The organism is Saezia sanguinis (assembly GCF_003991585.1).
Classification (GTDB): domain Bacteria; phylum Pseudomonadota; class Gammaproteobacteria; order Burkholderiales; family Burkholderiaceae_C; genus Saezia; species Saezia sanguinis.
Genome location: NZ_PQSP01000002.1, coordinates 619,649 through 633,638, shown reverse-complemented (window position 1 = coordinate 633,638; position 13,990 = coordinate 619,649). Strand labels below are relative to the sequence as shown.

Sequence of the window (13,990 nt, the reverse complement as noted above, 5' to 3'; positions counted from 1 at the left end):
GCTACCAAAGCCTTCTCACAGGCCAGCCTCTTATCAGCGACTCTTTCAGCAATCTGGCATCAGGATTCATCACCACCGGGCAACCCACACTTTTAAGCAAAGGCAGATCCTTGATAGAGTCCGAATAAAAAGTGGAGCCCGCAAGAATTGCACTCATTTCTGCAAGACTGCAAACATTTCGTTGTTTCAACCATTGCCTGAGATAACGCACCTTATCAATACCCATATTGGGCCTGCCTTCCAGCTCACCAGTGAACACACGGTTTTCATCGAGTTGCCATGTGGTCGCAATCCATGCGTCAAATCCCAGTTTCCGTGCAACAGGCATCACCAGAAAATGGCTGCTGGCCGTCGTCAGCAACAAAGAATCACCCCCGTCACGATGCAGCTCAACAAGATATTTAGCCATGGGAGGAATTCGTGGCCAAAGCACCTCTTCAAAAAATTCGTCGCGGATATGCTGGCACGCCGCTTCCTCATGGCCTTTCAACAAACCGGCATAAAACCGGCAGAACTGCGTGGCATTCACCCGCCCGCTCTTATATTGCTGCTGCCAGCGCGCATTATGTGGCTCCATCTCTTTGCCCAGCAGCCCTCGCTCAATCAGGTACATGCACCATAACTGATCGGTGTCACCCTCTAAAAGCGTAAGGTCCAAATCAAACATGGCCAACCTCACCGGCTGTGCAACTGTTGCAAATGTAGCAGATGCGGCAGATGAAACAGGCTTGTCACAGCCCTGTTGCTGCGGTAACGCGGAATCCGGGGCAAGCACTTTATCCATGTAAAACACCCATTTCCTTCAGTGCGCTGCCAACAGCATTCACGGCCTTTTGCATTTGAACACTGCTGATCGCGCCAATACACCCCACCCTGAAGGTTTCCACCTCCGTCAGCTTGCCGGGATAAAGAATAAAGCCCTGCGCTTTCACCTTGTTGTAAAAAACCTTGAAATCAAACCGATCATCTTCAGGCGAATTGAATGTCACAATAATCGGAGACAGGTCTTCAGGCTTCAGGTAGGTGCTTAGACCCATTTGCGTCATTGCGCTGAGCAGACATTGAAAATTTTGCGTATAACGCTCCAAGCGTGCAGGCTGCCCTCCCTCCTGCTCGAACTGAACCAGCGCCTCAGCCAGTGCCGCCACCACATGCGTAGGTGGCGTAAAACGCCACTGCCCCGTGCGGGTCATATAAACATGCTGGTCATACAGGTCAAGCACCAGAGAATAGCTGTTATCGCGGCAGCTCTCCAAAATAGCCTGGCGGATAAACACAAACCCCATACCCGGAACACCTTCAAGGCATTTGCCGCTGGCTGAAATCAAGGCGTCAAACACAAGCTCACGGCAGTCAATGGGCAACGCGGCAAATGAACTCATCGCATCCACAATCAACCTACGCCCCAGACGCTGGCATATGTCGCTGACCTGCTGCAACGGATTCACCACCCCTGTGCCGGTTTCGCAATGAATCAGCCCTACATGCGTAATGCTGTCATCCTGCATTAACGTCTGCTCAAGCTGCTCAGGCGAGACAGGCCTATTTTCAGGCTGAGTCAGCACGCTGACACGGCGCCCCATCATGGTGGCCAGCTTTGCCATCCGCTTGCAGTAAGCGCCATTGTCAAGCACCAGCAAATGGCCTTGACGCGGCACCACGGTGGCAATGGCCGCCTCTACCGAAAAAGTGCCGCTGCCCTGTAATGGAACAACCACATAGTCATCCTGACCATGAATAATGTCCAGCAACTGCCGGCAGACGGTCGCCGTCAGCGCATTAAAATCGGCATCCCATGAGCCCCAGTCCTTGAGCATGGCCTGCTTGGTACGCAGGCTCGTCGTCAATGGCCCCGGTGTCAGTAAGATCTGGCTGTCATCCATCATGCTCATCATCCTTTGTTAACATCTTGAATTCAAATTGCTGCAATATCTGTTGCCGCGATTACACGCGTACCTTCCAGCGCTGCGTTCTCTTTTCCACCCATTTGCCCAATATCAGATAAAACACGGTGACAATGGATGAAATGCCCACGATCAGCATGGCCATGGCGGCGGCAGCCCCGGCATCACCCGTTTCATCCAGATTCAAAATCGCAATGGAAGCCACCCGTGTCTGTGGCGAGTACAAAAACACCACCGCGGAAATTGTCGTCATTGCATTGATGAAAAAATAACGCGAGACATCCAGCAGTACAGGGGTGCAAATGGGCAACGTGACACGCCACATCGTTTTGTAAAAAGGCACTTTCAAGGAAGCCGAAACCGCTTCAAACTCGCTGTCAATTGATTTAAGCGCTGTGACCACCGACAGATGCCCGGTTGTATAAAAATGCACGACCGTGCATATCACCATCAGTATCATGGTGTGATAAAGAAAGTTCAGCGGATTGGACGGGCTGTTAAAAAAGAAGATGTACCCCATGCCCAGAACCAAGCCCGGAACAGCCATAGGCAGCACCACAAACAGCCGCAGAACGGAACGTACCAGGTTCAGACCTTTGGTTTTCTCCATCAGGTAGGCTCCGACAAAAACTGTGGCCGTACCGATGATGGTGGTACCTACAGCCATTTTCAGACTGTTAACAACAGCGTCTCCCAGCCCTCGGCCAATCAGTGCAGACTCATAGTTGACCAGGCTCAGACTCAGGTTATAAGGCCAGAAAGTGACAAACGAGGCAAACGCGGCCATTAAAAACATGGCAATCATTAACAAGCAGACGACCACGCAATACAAGGTCATCCACATATCAAACACTTTTCGCGGCTTGGGAACCAGGGCAACGGCACGCGAAGAAAGCACTGCCGTCTGTTTACGCTGAACAAAATAATCCACAGAAAATGTCAGCAAGGCCGGTGCCAGCAACAGCATTGCCACAATCGCACCGCGTTGAAAATCCTGCTGCCCAATTACCAGCTTGAAAATATCTGTTGCCAGCACATTAAAACTCCCGCCAACCACTTTAGGAATACCAAAATCTGTGATCACCAGCGTAAAAGAAACCAGCGCCGCCGAAATCACGCCGTACTTGCTGCTGGGAAGCGTGATGGTGAGAAACTTGCGGACCCGTGAGGTCCCCATCGTATCTGCGACTTCATACAGGCGCGCGTCAGCCAGCAAAAGCGAAGTCACCAGAATCATCAGCACATGCGGAAACACAGCAAAACACTCGGCCAAAACAATGCCTGAGGCACCGTAAATGCTGTCAAACCCCAGTGACTGCCAGAATGATTTGGCGATCCCCTGGTTACCAAACCAGTAGATCAGTGAAATGGCAGAAAGCAATGAGGGTGCCAAAAGCGGTAACAGCGTAATGCTGCGCAAAACACCTTTAAAGCGCATACAACTGCGCGTCAAGGCGTAGGCAAAAATGTAGGCCAGCGGCAACGTAATCACCGTCACAAGCACTGAGACCCAGATGCTGTTCCACAAGCTTCTTAGCAGACCGGGAGAAGTGGCATATGTTGCTAGGGCCTCCCATCCTGAAATACCGGAAAATTCGCTGTCAAAGATCTGGGCCAAAACTGCGAACAGGGGTAAAACCAGAGAAACCGTCAGTAAAAGCACAAAGACAATCAGGCCTGCATAAATCAAACCGCGTGTGCTGAAAAATCTACCTACCACCTTATTTTTACTACTCACTGTTGTTTTATCTTGCACATCAGTCACATGCATGGCCTGATTGCGATAAACGCCATTCACAATGCCCGTACCGAATACGGAAACACCATTCCAAATGCATGTAAAAAGACCCAACTCAAAACCAGCCACTCACAGTTGCAAGAAGCGGTTGAAACGCTCAACCCAAAAATTGTTTTTATCAGTTCATCGGGAAAATACTCATCCGCTCCGGCCTCATCGAAAAATGCAGGCTGCTGCCTTCGCGGACATTAAAGTCACGCATCTGGTTCAGCGTAAACTGCAACTGCAATGCCTGATCAGGGATACGGTCAACCATCACCTCTGCCATGCAGTTATCTCCCAGAAACTCGACACGGCGCACGGTTGCCCTGCATTTTCCAGAGTCATCATCCAGCAGCTCTCCGACAATACGGTCTTCAGGACGCAGATAAAGTTTAACCGCCTGCCCCGCAGCAAAATGCCCGGCGCCCTTTTCATCAGAGCACCGCATACGCAGGTCACCACAACGAAACCAACCATTACCTTCAGCAATTGCTTTAAGGCAATTGGCGTTGCCAATGAAATCAGCGACAAAGGGAGATACTGGGTTGCAATACACCTCCATGGGCGTGCCGACTTGCTCGATGGCACCATGGTTCATCACAACAATGCGATCCGCCATGGATAGCGCTTCTTCCTGGTCATGCGTGACCATGATGGTTGTCAGATTCAGCTCGCGCTGCAAGCGGCATATTTCTTTGCGAAGATGCTGGCGCACTGTTGCATCCAGCGCTGACAGCGGCTCATCCAAAAGCAGCAACCCTGGCGATGTAGCCAGCGCTCTGGCCAAAGCGACGCGTTGCTGCTGTCCTCCCGACATCTGCGAGGGGTATTTATTTCCGCTGCCTTTAAGCCCAACCTGTTCCAACAACTGATCGGCACACTTTTGCAGATGCTGACGTGAATGCTTGTGATTTGCCAGTCCGTAAATAACGTTCTCAGCAGCAGTCAGGTTGGGAAACAGCGCATAAGACTGGAATACGATGCCATAATCGCGCTTTGCAGGCTCAGCATAAGATATGTTTTGCCCGCACTGATAGATGCTCCCTGATGTTTGCTGCTCCAGCCCGGCAATGATGCGAAGGAGCGTGGTCTTACCACATCCCGAAGGCCCTAGAAAGCATACGAGCTCGCCTTGACCAATAGACAGGTCCACTTGCCTGAGCGCCGCAAAATTACCATATGACTTTGAGATGCCAGAAAGCTGCAGGTATGGCTGATTCATATTCCGTCCTTTTCAACCCTGAATGATTTTTAACAACACAGCTATATCACTCATACTTATTTAGGCTCGGTTTTACTGCTGTAGCGTTGTGACCACTCCTGTAAAACACGGGTACGGTTTTGTGCAATGGACTCAAAGTCCATGTTGATCAAACGCGACTCGTAATCATCCGGAATATTTTCAAGTTTGGGTGCCACGCCAGGCTGCGCGGTAATGGCAAAACTCTTACCGTAAATTTCCATCGCGTCACGGCTGGATGCCCAGTCTGCCAGGATCTTCGCAGCGTCCATATGCTGCGTTCCCTTATGGATAGCAAAGGCTTCAACGTCCCAGCCCAACCCTTCCGACGGGAAAACCAGCTCGATTGGAGCGCCCTTGGCCTTGTTGGTATGCCCGCGATATTCAAACGAAATACCAGCAACATATTCGCCAGTAGCAGCCATGTTGCAGGGCTTAGAACCTGAATGTGTGTACTGTGCAATATTCTGGTGCAAGCCGTCCATGAATTTCCAGCCTTCACCCTGGCCATTGTCATCACCCCACATGCCCAGCCAACTCATTACATGAAAATAACCGGTGCCAGAAGAGTTCGGATCAGGCATCACAACCTGCCCACGGAACTCGGGTTTAAGCAGATCATGCCAGGTTTGGGGCAAAGGAATGTTGCGTTTAGCTGCCTCTACCGTGTTAAAACACACCACTGCACCGGTCACGTCCATGCCCCACCAATGTGGAGGCGTCTTTGCGTCAACATACTGCCGGCTCAGGTTGGAAAAATTCGCTGGCGCATAAGGCTCCAGCATGTTCAACTGATCAAGCGAAGCCAAACCAGAAGCGGCAACGCCCCAAATGACATCAGCTTGAGGATTGGCTCTCTCTGCTATCAACTTGGCAACAATCACTCCCGTTGAATCACGCACAATCTGCAGTTCAATATCGGGGTGCGCTGCGTTAAATGCTTTGGCATACTCGTTAATCTGTTCTGCCTCAAGTGCCGTGTAAACAGTCAGTTGCGTTTTTTGAGCCCATGCCCCTTCAATTAAAGCCAACCCCAAACTGGCTGTCAGCAAACATTTCATTATCGTTTTAATACGCATACACTTCGACTCCTTCAAATACAAATACGAATTGAGTGTATTGAATGATAACGATGGTTTATGACAACTCAATGACAACTGTCTGTACAAGAAACAGTGCAACCAGATCAACGCTTTTCAGCTAAATCCATCACAGTACATACGTCGTTTTTATGCTCAAGTCCTGTCGCATCGACCATAGCTTCAGCTTTGTTGGTAGCATCAGCGACAATTGCATTAACATCGTTGGCTGCAATTTAGCCAAATGAGATATGGGACTGAATAAGTGAAGATGATTGAATTCAATCAAGGTATGTGACTGAGAATTCAGAACATTGTGCGCTTACCCTATATGTGAATAGGAGTATGCAAAGTCGTACCATGTCATCCAAATGTATCATTTCAGCGATAGTGGAACTTATGGTAGAAAAAAACAAAGCGGCCCTAAAAGCCGCTTTGTGACATCATATTTGGCGGAAGCGGTGAGATTCGAACTCACGAACGGTTTAACCCGTTGCCGGTTTTCAAGACCGGTGCCTTCAACCACTCGGCCACGCTTCCTGGAATCAAGGATAGGATTATATCGGTTTGTCAGAGTTTCGCCAAGCCCTGGTATTGCTGCCTGGACAAACCACCATGCGAAACCCTGTATCTCTTTTCCCTTTTGCTCTCTGTTATCAATGGGTTGCTGATGATGCCACGTTGGTTACCGCCGGGGCTGCAGTCATTGCCACTTTACTGGGGCTGCTGTTATGGCGCACGTTGGCACTGCTTGCAGTAACGCTGGCAACCGGAGTAGCCGCCGTGGCAGGTGCACTGGCAACCACGGGCTGTGCCGCTGCATTACCACTGACCGCTACTTTGCTGGGCGTGCTGTTGCGCGCCACGATCGGGCTGTGCTGCTGCTCCACAGCAATTTTGCTGGGGGTAAAATGCCGCCCGCCAGACCTGGAGAAGTTCAGCGAGGCATTTTCAACCAGCGCCAATGCCACATTGGCATTGTTGTCTGTAGAACGATGCACCAGCAGCGCGCTGCCCTGTCGTACCAGTACCAGAGGCGGAATTTCATTCACCTGGCGCAAAACAGACTCGGACATACCGGTTTCCCGCGCCACCTGAGATACGCTCATGGTGCTGGGCGCTTTCCAGACTGTCCAGGAAGAAAGCTGCCCTTTATACAGGCTGAGGTTTTCCATAAACACTTCGGCATTGTCCCAGGGCAGCAGTATCTGCGAGGTAATTTCTGCCAGAATCACAGGTTTGTTAGCCGCCGGGTTCAGTGCCTTGAACTCATCTACAGAAATACCTGCCAGTTTGGCGGCAACGTCAACATCCATATCACGCTCAATGGCGATGGTCTGGAAAAAAGGATGGTTGGGAATTAAAGGCAGCTCAATTTTGTACCCCAGCGGATCACCAATCAGGTTTTTCAGCGCCTGCAGCGCGGGCACATAGGTCTGTGTTTCACGCGGCATGTTCAGGCTGGCGTAATCGGTTGGCAAACCGGCCCGCTGGTTGCGCTCAATGGCCCGCAATACATTGCCCTCACCCCAGTTATAGGCAGCCAGGGCAAGGTGCCAGTCGCCAAACATGGCGTACAGTTTTTGCAAATAATCAAGTGCCGCATTGGTTGAGGCGATGATGTCACGCCGCTCGTCACGGAAGATATCCTGCTGCAAGGAAAAGTTACGTCCGGTTGACGGAATGAACTGCCACATGCCTGCAGCCTGCGCGGTGGAAACAGCATGTGGATTGAACGCGCTTTCTACAAACGGCAGCAAGGCCAGTTCCATGGGCATGCCGCGTTTATCAAGTTCTTCCACCACATAATACAGATAGCGGCGTGCCCGTTCACTTGTGCGTACAAAATACTGGGTGCGCGAGGCATACCACTGTTCTTTTTCTGTCACCAGTCCGTTTTGCAGATCGGGCATGGCAAACCCGGAGCGCACACGCTGCCAGATGTCGGCATTGGCCATATTCAGGTCAATCCCGTCATCGTAAATGGCAAATGCAGCGTCCGAATTATCGACCAGCACCACATCTGAATCCATGGTGGTGGCCTGCGTGCCACGAGGGAGACCAACCGTCTGCGTATCAACTGCGCACCCTGTCAGCCACAAAGCGCACGCGCAGGATAAAAGTGCCCCGAAACGAATTTGAAGATTCATTTAAAATTATCTTTCCAGTGACGCAACGCCGCAAACACAGCCACATCGTCTGTAGCAGCGGGGTTATGAGCTTGAATAACCCCTATGATAGACGATTTACGCGAACGCAAAAAGGGATTAATACGCAATTCCTGACCTATTTGCGATGGAAGTGTGGGCTGTTGTTTTGTGCGCAACTGCTGGCAATGCTCGGCATATAAGGAAATATCGGCATTATCCGGCTCCACCACCTGGGCAAAACGCAGGTTCGATAAGGTGTATTCATGCGCACAGCAAACACGGGTTTGCTCGGGCAGTGCAGCCAGTTTATCCAACGAATGCAGCATCTGTTCAGGTGTGCCTTCAAATATCCGCCCGCAACCGGCAGAAAAGAGCGTATCACCGCAAAAGACAATTGGCGCCTGGTTTTCCTGCAAGGCATCTTGTGGTGCGGGAATGTAAAACGCAATATGCCCCGCCGTGTGTCCGGGAATATCATAAACCTCAAGATCCAGTCCCAGCAGGTGCAACTGCCGCCCTTCATGCACTGGCTGGTAAGGTTCAGGAACAGCCTCTTCGGCTGGCCCCCAGACCTCTCCTGCCAGATAAGGGCGCAAAGCGGCAATGCCAGCCGTATGGTCGGCATGGTGATGCGTGACCAGAATAGCGGCAAGTTCCAACTGGCACGCCTGCAAAGTACTGATAACTGGTGTAGCATCACCAGGATCAACCACCAGAGCTTGGTGCCCGTTATGCAGCATCCAGATATAGTTGTCCGATAAGGCGGGGATTGCAATTAGATTCATGGCAGAAGAGATTATAAGTTTGGATTCATGGTTAAGCACGCCCTTGGGCCAGTACCTGCTGGCCTGGGAGCAACAGCGCATCAACAAAGCGGTTGAAGATATTTTCGGCTACCATGCGCTTCAGCTTGGCCTGCCCTCCCTGCCCGCATTAGAAAACAACCGCATGCCCAACCGCTGGCTGGTGCAGGACCATCTGCCAGACCAGCAACCAACACAGCCCTCTGCACTGGTCAGCCGGTTTGATGCCCTGCCTTTTGCCGAACAAAGCATTGATCTGGTGGTACTGCCACATACGCTGGACCTGGCAGCAGACCCACATGCCACCCTGCGCGAGGTCAGCCGTGTGCTGGTGCCCGAAGGCCGCGTTGTGATCACCTGCCTGAACCCAGCCAGCTTATGGGGACTGCGCCAACGGCGTACACGTTTTTTACAGCGCCTGGGAGCCAGCTCCCACTTTCTACCCCTTGGCGCAGGGTCATTGATTGGCTACTGGCGCCTGCGTGACTGGCTGCGCCTGCTGGGGCTGGAAGTTGCCACCGGAAGCTTTGGCTGCTACCGCCCCGCGTTTCAAACGCAGAAATGGCTGGACCGGACCACCTGGATGGAGTCTGCCGGTGACCGCTGGTGGCCAATCCTCGGTGCTGCCTTCCAGATCACCGCCATCAAACGCATCAAGGGCATGCGGCTGATTGGCCCGCAATGGAAAACAGAGCAAAACAAAAATGCCAAGGGCGCCGTTGCCACGCAACGCATGCATCAGGAAAAACAACAGAACCAATAAGCCTGCCGGTAAGGCCGCTACAATGCAGGCTGCATAAAACAAACTGCCAGGATAAACGCCGTGAACACAACCGCCACATTGCCTCAGGTCACCATCTATACCGATGGCGCATGCAAAGGCAATCCAGGGCCGGGCGGCTGGGGCGCTTTGCTTCAGTATTCACGCAAAAATGGCATCGCTGAAAAAGAAATTTACGGCGGCGAGGCTCAGACCACAAACAACCGCATGGAGCTGATGGCCGTTATTCAGGCGTTGTCATTATTGAAAAAAGCATGCCATATCGATCTGTACATGGATTCACAATATGTCAGGCAGGGCATGCTGGAGTGGGTTGACAACTGGAAAAAAAACGGCTGGAAAACCGCGCAGAAAAAACCGGTTAAAAATGCGGATCTGTGGCAGCAGCTTGACGAACTGCGGCAACGCCACCAGATTGACTGGCATTGGGTCAAAGGGCACGCCGGGCATCCCGGCAATGAGCGTGCTGACCAGTTGGCTAACCTGGGTGTGGAAAATATTTAAACACAAATAAATAACGCCAGACCCGTTACAGGCCTGGCGTTGAATGTCTAAAATACCTTATTAAGCCTTGGCTACAGTGGCTATGGCATGGGCCACATAATCAATGTTTTTCGCATTGAGGCTGGCCACACAGATACGCCCACTGTCCAGCCCATAAATGCTGAAGTCAGAGCGCAGGCGCACCATCTGGTCTTTGCTCAACCCTGAGTAGCTGAACATGCCGTTTTGTGCCGAGATAAAACTCATGTCTTCCGTCACCCCTGCCGCTTTGAGCTTAGCCAGCAGTTGGTCACGCAAGCCTTGAATGCGCACACGCATGCCCTCAAGCTCATTTTCCCACATGGTGCGCAGGTCAGGCGTTCCCAATACCGTGGAAACCAGTTGGGCACCGAATGTTGGCGGGTTGGAATAGTTGGTGCGAATCGCCAGCTTTACCTGGCTCAGCACACGTTTGGCTTCGTCCTGGCTGGTGCAGACAATCGACAATGCGCCCACACGTTCGCCGTACAGAGAAAAGGTTTTGGAAAAACTGCTGGAAAGTAAAAAGCTCAATCCCGAATCAACCAGCTTGGCCACCGCCACGCCATCTTGCTTCAAACCACTGCCAAAGCCCTGATACGCCATATCCAGGAAAGGCACCAGCCCATTGCTACGCATCACTTCAATCAACTGATCCCACTGGTCTTCGCTCAGGTCATAGCCGGTGGGGTTATGGCAGCAAGGATGCAACAGCACGATTGTGCCTTTGGTAGCCACCTTGAAGGCATTGAGCATGCCTTCAAAATTCACGGCGCGTTTTTCAGCGTCATAGTAAGGGTAGGCCACAACCTGGAAACCAGCACGGCTGAACAAAGCGCGGTGGTTTTCCCAACTGGGGTCTGAAACCATTACCGGCACATCGGGGGTAAGTGTTTGCAGGAAATCAGCGCCCACCTTCAAAGCACCGGTGCCGCCCAACGCCTGAATGGCGACCACCCGACCGGATTTCACCACATCGCTGCTCTGGCCAAAAATCAGGTCTTTCACGCCGCTGGTGTAAGCCGCCATGCCATCGATAGGCAGATATCCTTTAGGAATAATATTTTCTGAAATCTGCTTTTGTGCAATGGCAACACATTTCAGCACTGGAATCTTGCCATCCTCCCCTGTATAAACACCTAGCCCTAGGTTTACCTTGGATGGATTGGTATCCGCAATGTATTGTTCTGTCAGCCCGAAAATGGGGTCGCGCGGTGCCAGCTCTACTGCAGAAAACAGTGACATGGAAAGATACTCCTTGATATGAAAATCGAATATGAGGGTAGTCCGAGCCCGTAAACAAGACTAATTAGAATTTTATGCCTAAGCCGGTTGCAACCGCACCCGATATCCCGATCAATTCATTAAATATGGACATTTTGGTTGCAGAAATAACACGGCTGAATTTTCGGGGCCATCAAAACACAAACTCATATATAAGACACATATCTCATGTTTCATCTTTTTTTGAATTTTTCTCCGGCTTGCATGCTTCCACATGGCTTTGAAACAGCAACATCCAAATAGATGAGGATATTAACAGGCCCCAGCGTTAATGACTCTCAGCCGCACTGGCAGAAAAGTCGTGCGATAATGTTCCCCGGCCGCTCCTGTACGCGGCCTGCCGCAAAAACACTCCCTGGTTGATTTACCGGACAGCGTATTGACTAGCGCGTGTTAACACAAACTATAGGTCTAATACCTGCAACAACACTTTGCGGTTTTTATCTTGTTTTGAAACGAATTATGATCAAACTGAAAAATCTCACCTTGCGACGTGGCAGCAAAATTGTGCTGGAACAGGCCAATGTCACGCTCAATCCGGGCGAGAAGATCGGCTTGGTCGGGCGCAATGGCGCTGGCAAATCCTCTTTGTTCGCGCTGCTGACCGGGGTGCTTACGGCTGACAACGGCGACCTGGAAATGCCACCACGCTGGCTGATCGCTGAAGTGGCACAGGAAATGCCCGAAACCGCGCAGGATGCCACCGGCTTTGTCATTGCCGGTGACAGCATTCTGGCCGCCGCGCAACAGGAACTGGCCCAGGCCGAGGTTTCAGGCGATGGAGAAGCCATTGCCAATGCACACCTGCACATTGCCGAAGCCAATGGCTTTGATGCCCGGGCACGTGCACAGGCCATGCTGCTGGGGCTGGGTTTTAAACCCGATGAACTTGAAAAACCGGTTAACAGCTTTTCCGGTGGCTGGCGCATGCGCCTGCAACTGGCACGCGCGCTGATGTGCCCGGCAGATCTGCTACTGCTGGACGAGCCGACCAACCACCTGGATCTGGATGCACTGGTCTGGCTGGAATCATGGCTGCAACGTTATCAGGGCACGCTGATCACCATTTCGCACGACCGCGAATTCCTGGATGCCATTACTCAGGTCACGCTGCATCTGGAAGATACGCAACTGACGCGCTATACCGGCGGTTACACGGCTTTTGAAGAACAGCGGGCACAGCGCATTTTGCTGCAGCAGGCGGCTTTTGACAAACAACAGGACCGGATTGAGCACCTGCAGAAATTCATTGACCGCTTTAAAGCCAAAGCCACCAAGGCCAAGCAGGCACAAAGCCGCATCAAAGCACTGGAGCGCATGGAACGCGTTGCACCGGTCATCACCGCATCCAGTTTTCAGTTTGAATTCAAAGAGCCGGACAGCCTGCCCAACCCGATGCTGGTACTGGACGATGTAGCCTGCGGCTACAACGATAAGGTCATACTCTCGCATGTTCAGAGCTCTGTGCTGGCTGGGCAGCGTATTGGCATACTGGGCGCCAACGGACAAGGCAAATCCACCCTGGTTAAAACCATTGCTCAGCAGATCCCTGCACTGGCAGGCCGCTGCACTCAGGGTAAAGGATTGCGCATTGGTTACTTTGCACAGCAGGAACTGGATATTTTGCGCCATGACGACAATGCATTGCAGCACATGGTCCGTCTGGCAGCCACCATATCACCCGAAGCGCGCGAACAGGATCTGCGCAGCTTTTTAGGCGGATTCCGTTTTGTCGATGACATGGTCAAACAACCCGTAGGCACCATGAGCGGCGGTGAAAAATCGCGCCTGGTGCTGGCCATGCTGGTATGGCAGCGCCCGAACCTCCTGCTGCTGGATGAACCAACCAACCACCTGGACCTGATTACTCGCGAAGCGCTGGCTATCGCACTCAATGAATTTGAAGGCACTGTGATGCTGGTTTCGCACGACCGCGCCATGCTGCGCTCAGTCTGCGATGAATTCTGGCTGGTGGCAGAAGGTGGCCTGCGGCCATTTGACGGTGATCTGACCGATTACCAGCGCTACCTGCTTGACCATGCCAAACAGCAACGCGAAGCACTTGCATCGGCTGGCACCCCGCAAAAAACGGAACAACCTTCTGCAGAAAGCCCGGTCATCAATTCCCGCGAAGAGCGCAAGCTCGCTGCCCAGCGCCGCCAGCAGATTGCAGAGCAGACCCGTCCGCTCAAAAAAGAAGTAGCCACCATTGAAAAGCGCATGGCCGAAATTGACGCTTTGCGCACACAACTTGAAGCACAACTGGCCACGCCCGACCTGCCCTCAGAAACCATTGTGGACGCCGGCAAACAATTAAAACTGTTAGGCGATGAGTTGCAGACCATAGAAGAGCACTGGCTCGAATTGTCTGAACAAATCCAGGCGCTGGAACAGGGTGCATCTGCCTAAAACAGCCGCAACGCTGCACAGTTCTGTCGCCAGATGGT

General features: G+C 52.0%; 11 protein-coding genes and 1 tRNA gene. 3 read left to right on the top strand and 9 right to left on the bottom strand.

Annotated elements, in window-relative coordinates:
- Position 1: 1 nt before the first annotated feature.
- The 8 genes from CUZ56_RS06860 to gloB all read right to left on the bottom strand — a co-directional run bounded on the left by CUZ56_RS06860 (position 2) and on the right by gloB (position 8,938).
- Complete coding sequence (locus CUZ56_RS06860) at positions 2-784, bottom strand: HAD family hydrolase (RefSeq protein WP_126979518.1); 783 nt, start codon at positions 782-784, stop codon at positions 2-4.
- On the bottom strand, positions 777-1,883 hold the full coding sequence (locus tag CUZ56_RS06855) for a 2-aminoethylphosphonate--pyruvate transaminase (protein WP_204250855.1): 1,107 nt from the start codon (positions 1,881-1,883) through the stop codon (positions 777-779). The genes CUZ56_RS06860 and CUZ56_RS06855 overlap by 8 nt, the downstream gene beginning before the upstream one ends.
- A gap of 61 nt (positions 1,884-1,944) precedes the next feature.
- Positions 1,945-3,642 carry a putative 2-aminoethylphosphonate ABC transporter permease subunit gene (locus CUZ56_RS06850; protein WP_239442146.1) on the bottom strand — a complete coding sequence of 566 codons (1,698 nt, stop codon included), beginning with the start codon at positions 3,640-3,642 and terminating at the stop codon, positions 1,945-1,947.
- Between the two features lie 178 nt (positions 3,643-3,820).
- Positions 3,821-4,906: a putative 2-aminoethylphosphonate ABC transporter ATP-binding protein gene (locus tag CUZ56_RS06845; RefSeq protein ID WP_126979514.1), complete on the bottom strand. Its 1,086-nt coding sequence runs from the start codon at positions 4,904-4,906 to the stop codon at positions 3,821-3,823.
- 56 nt (positions 4,907-4,962) lie between these two features.
- A complete protein-coding gene (locus CUZ56_RS06840) occupies positions 4,963-6,003 on the bottom strand; it encodes a putative 2-aminoethylphosphonate ABC transporter substrate-binding protein (RefSeq protein WP_126979512.1) in 1,041 nt (346 codons plus the stop codon).
- 450 nt (positions 6,004-6,453) lie between these two features.
- Positions 6,454-6,543, bottom strand: a tRNA-Ser gene (locus CUZ56_RS06835).
- Positions 6,544-6,659: 116 nt separating this feature from the next.
- Complete coding sequence (locus CUZ56_RS06830; RefSeq protein WP_126979510.1) at positions 6,660-8,153, bottom strand: transglycosylase SLT domain-containing protein; 1,494 nt, start codon at positions 8,151-8,153, stop codon at positions 6,660-6,662.
- Positions 8,150-8,938, bottom strand: coding sequence for a hydroxyacylglutathione hydrolase (gene gloB / locus CUZ56_RS06825; protein ID WP_126979508.1), 789 nt, complete (start codon positions 8,936-8,938; stop codon positions 8,150-8,152). Before gloB ends, CUZ56_RS06830 begins: the two co-directional genes overlap by 4 nt.
- A gap of 19 nt (positions 8,939-8,957) precedes the next feature.
- On the opposite strand from gloB, the gene CUZ56_RS06820 reads away from it, so the two are divergent.
- Both CUZ56_RS06820 and rnhA read left to right on the top strand, forming a co-directional pair.
- Positions 8,958-9,719: a class I SAM-dependent methyltransferase gene (locus tag CUZ56_RS06820; RefSeq protein WP_126979506.1), complete on the top strand. Its 762-nt coding sequence runs from the start codon at positions 8,958-8,960 to the stop codon at positions 9,717-9,719.
- Positions 9,720-9,797: 78 nt separating this feature from the next.
- On the top strand, positions 9,798-10,241 hold the full coding sequence (gene rnhA, locus CUZ56_RS06815; protein ID WP_126979698.1) for a ribonuclease HI: 444 nt from the start codon (positions 9,798-9,800) through the stop codon (positions 10,239-10,241).
- Between the two features lie 60 nt (positions 10,242-10,301).
- Here rnhA and CUZ56_RS06810 read toward each other — a convergent pair whose 3' ends face one another.
- A complete protein-coding gene (locus CUZ56_RS06810; protein ID WP_126979504.1) occupies positions 10,302-11,504 on the bottom strand; it encodes an amino acid aminotransferase in 1,203 nt (400 codons plus the stop codon).
- Positions 11,505-12,005: 501 nt separating this feature from the next.
- On the opposite strand from CUZ56_RS06810, the gene CUZ56_RS06805 reads away from it, so the two are divergent.
- A complete protein-coding gene (locus tag CUZ56_RS06805; RefSeq protein ID WP_126979502.1) occupies positions 12,006-13,952 on the top strand; it encodes an ABC-F family ATP-binding cassette domain-containing protein in 1,947 nt (648 codons plus the stop codon).
- The last annotated feature ends 38 nt before the right edge of the window (positions 13,953-13,990 follow it).

What these genes read in the sequence shown, in the direction of transcription:
- CUZ56_RS06860 (WP_126979518.1), bottom strand. Translation starts at nt 784, where the DNA reads ATGGATAAAGTGCTTGCCCCGGATTCCGCGTTACCGCAGCAACAGGGC.
- CUZ56_RS06855 (WP_204250855.1), bottom strand. Translation starts at nt 1,883, where the DNA reads ATGGATGACAGCCAGATCTTACTGACACCGGGGCCATTGACGACGAGC.
- CUZ56_RS06845 (WP_126979514.1), bottom strand. Translation starts at nt 4,906, where the DNA reads ATGAATCAGCCATACCTGCAGCTTTCTGGCATCTCAAAGTCATATGGT.
- CUZ56_RS06840 (WP_126979512.1), bottom strand. Translation starts at nt 6,003, where the DNA reads ATGCGTATTAAAACGATAATGAAATGTTTGCTGACAGCCAGTTTGGGG.
- CUZ56_RS06830 (WP_126979510.1), bottom strand. Translation starts at nt 8,153, where the DNA reads ATGAATCTTCAAATTCGTTTCGGGGCACTTTTATCCTGCGCGTGCGCT.
- gloB (WP_126979508.1), bottom strand. Translation starts at nt 8,938, where the DNA reads ATGAATCTAATTGCAATCCCCGCCTTATCGGACAACTATATCTGGATG.
- CUZ56_RS06810 (WP_126979504.1), bottom strand. Translation starts at nt 11,504, where the DNA reads ATGTCACTGTTTTCTGCAGTAGAGCTGGCACCGCGCGACCCCATTTTC.
- CUZ56_RS06805 (WP_126979502.1), top strand. Translation starts at nt 12,006, where the DNA reads ATGATCAAACTGAAAAATCTCACCTTGCGACGTGGCAGCAAAATTGTG.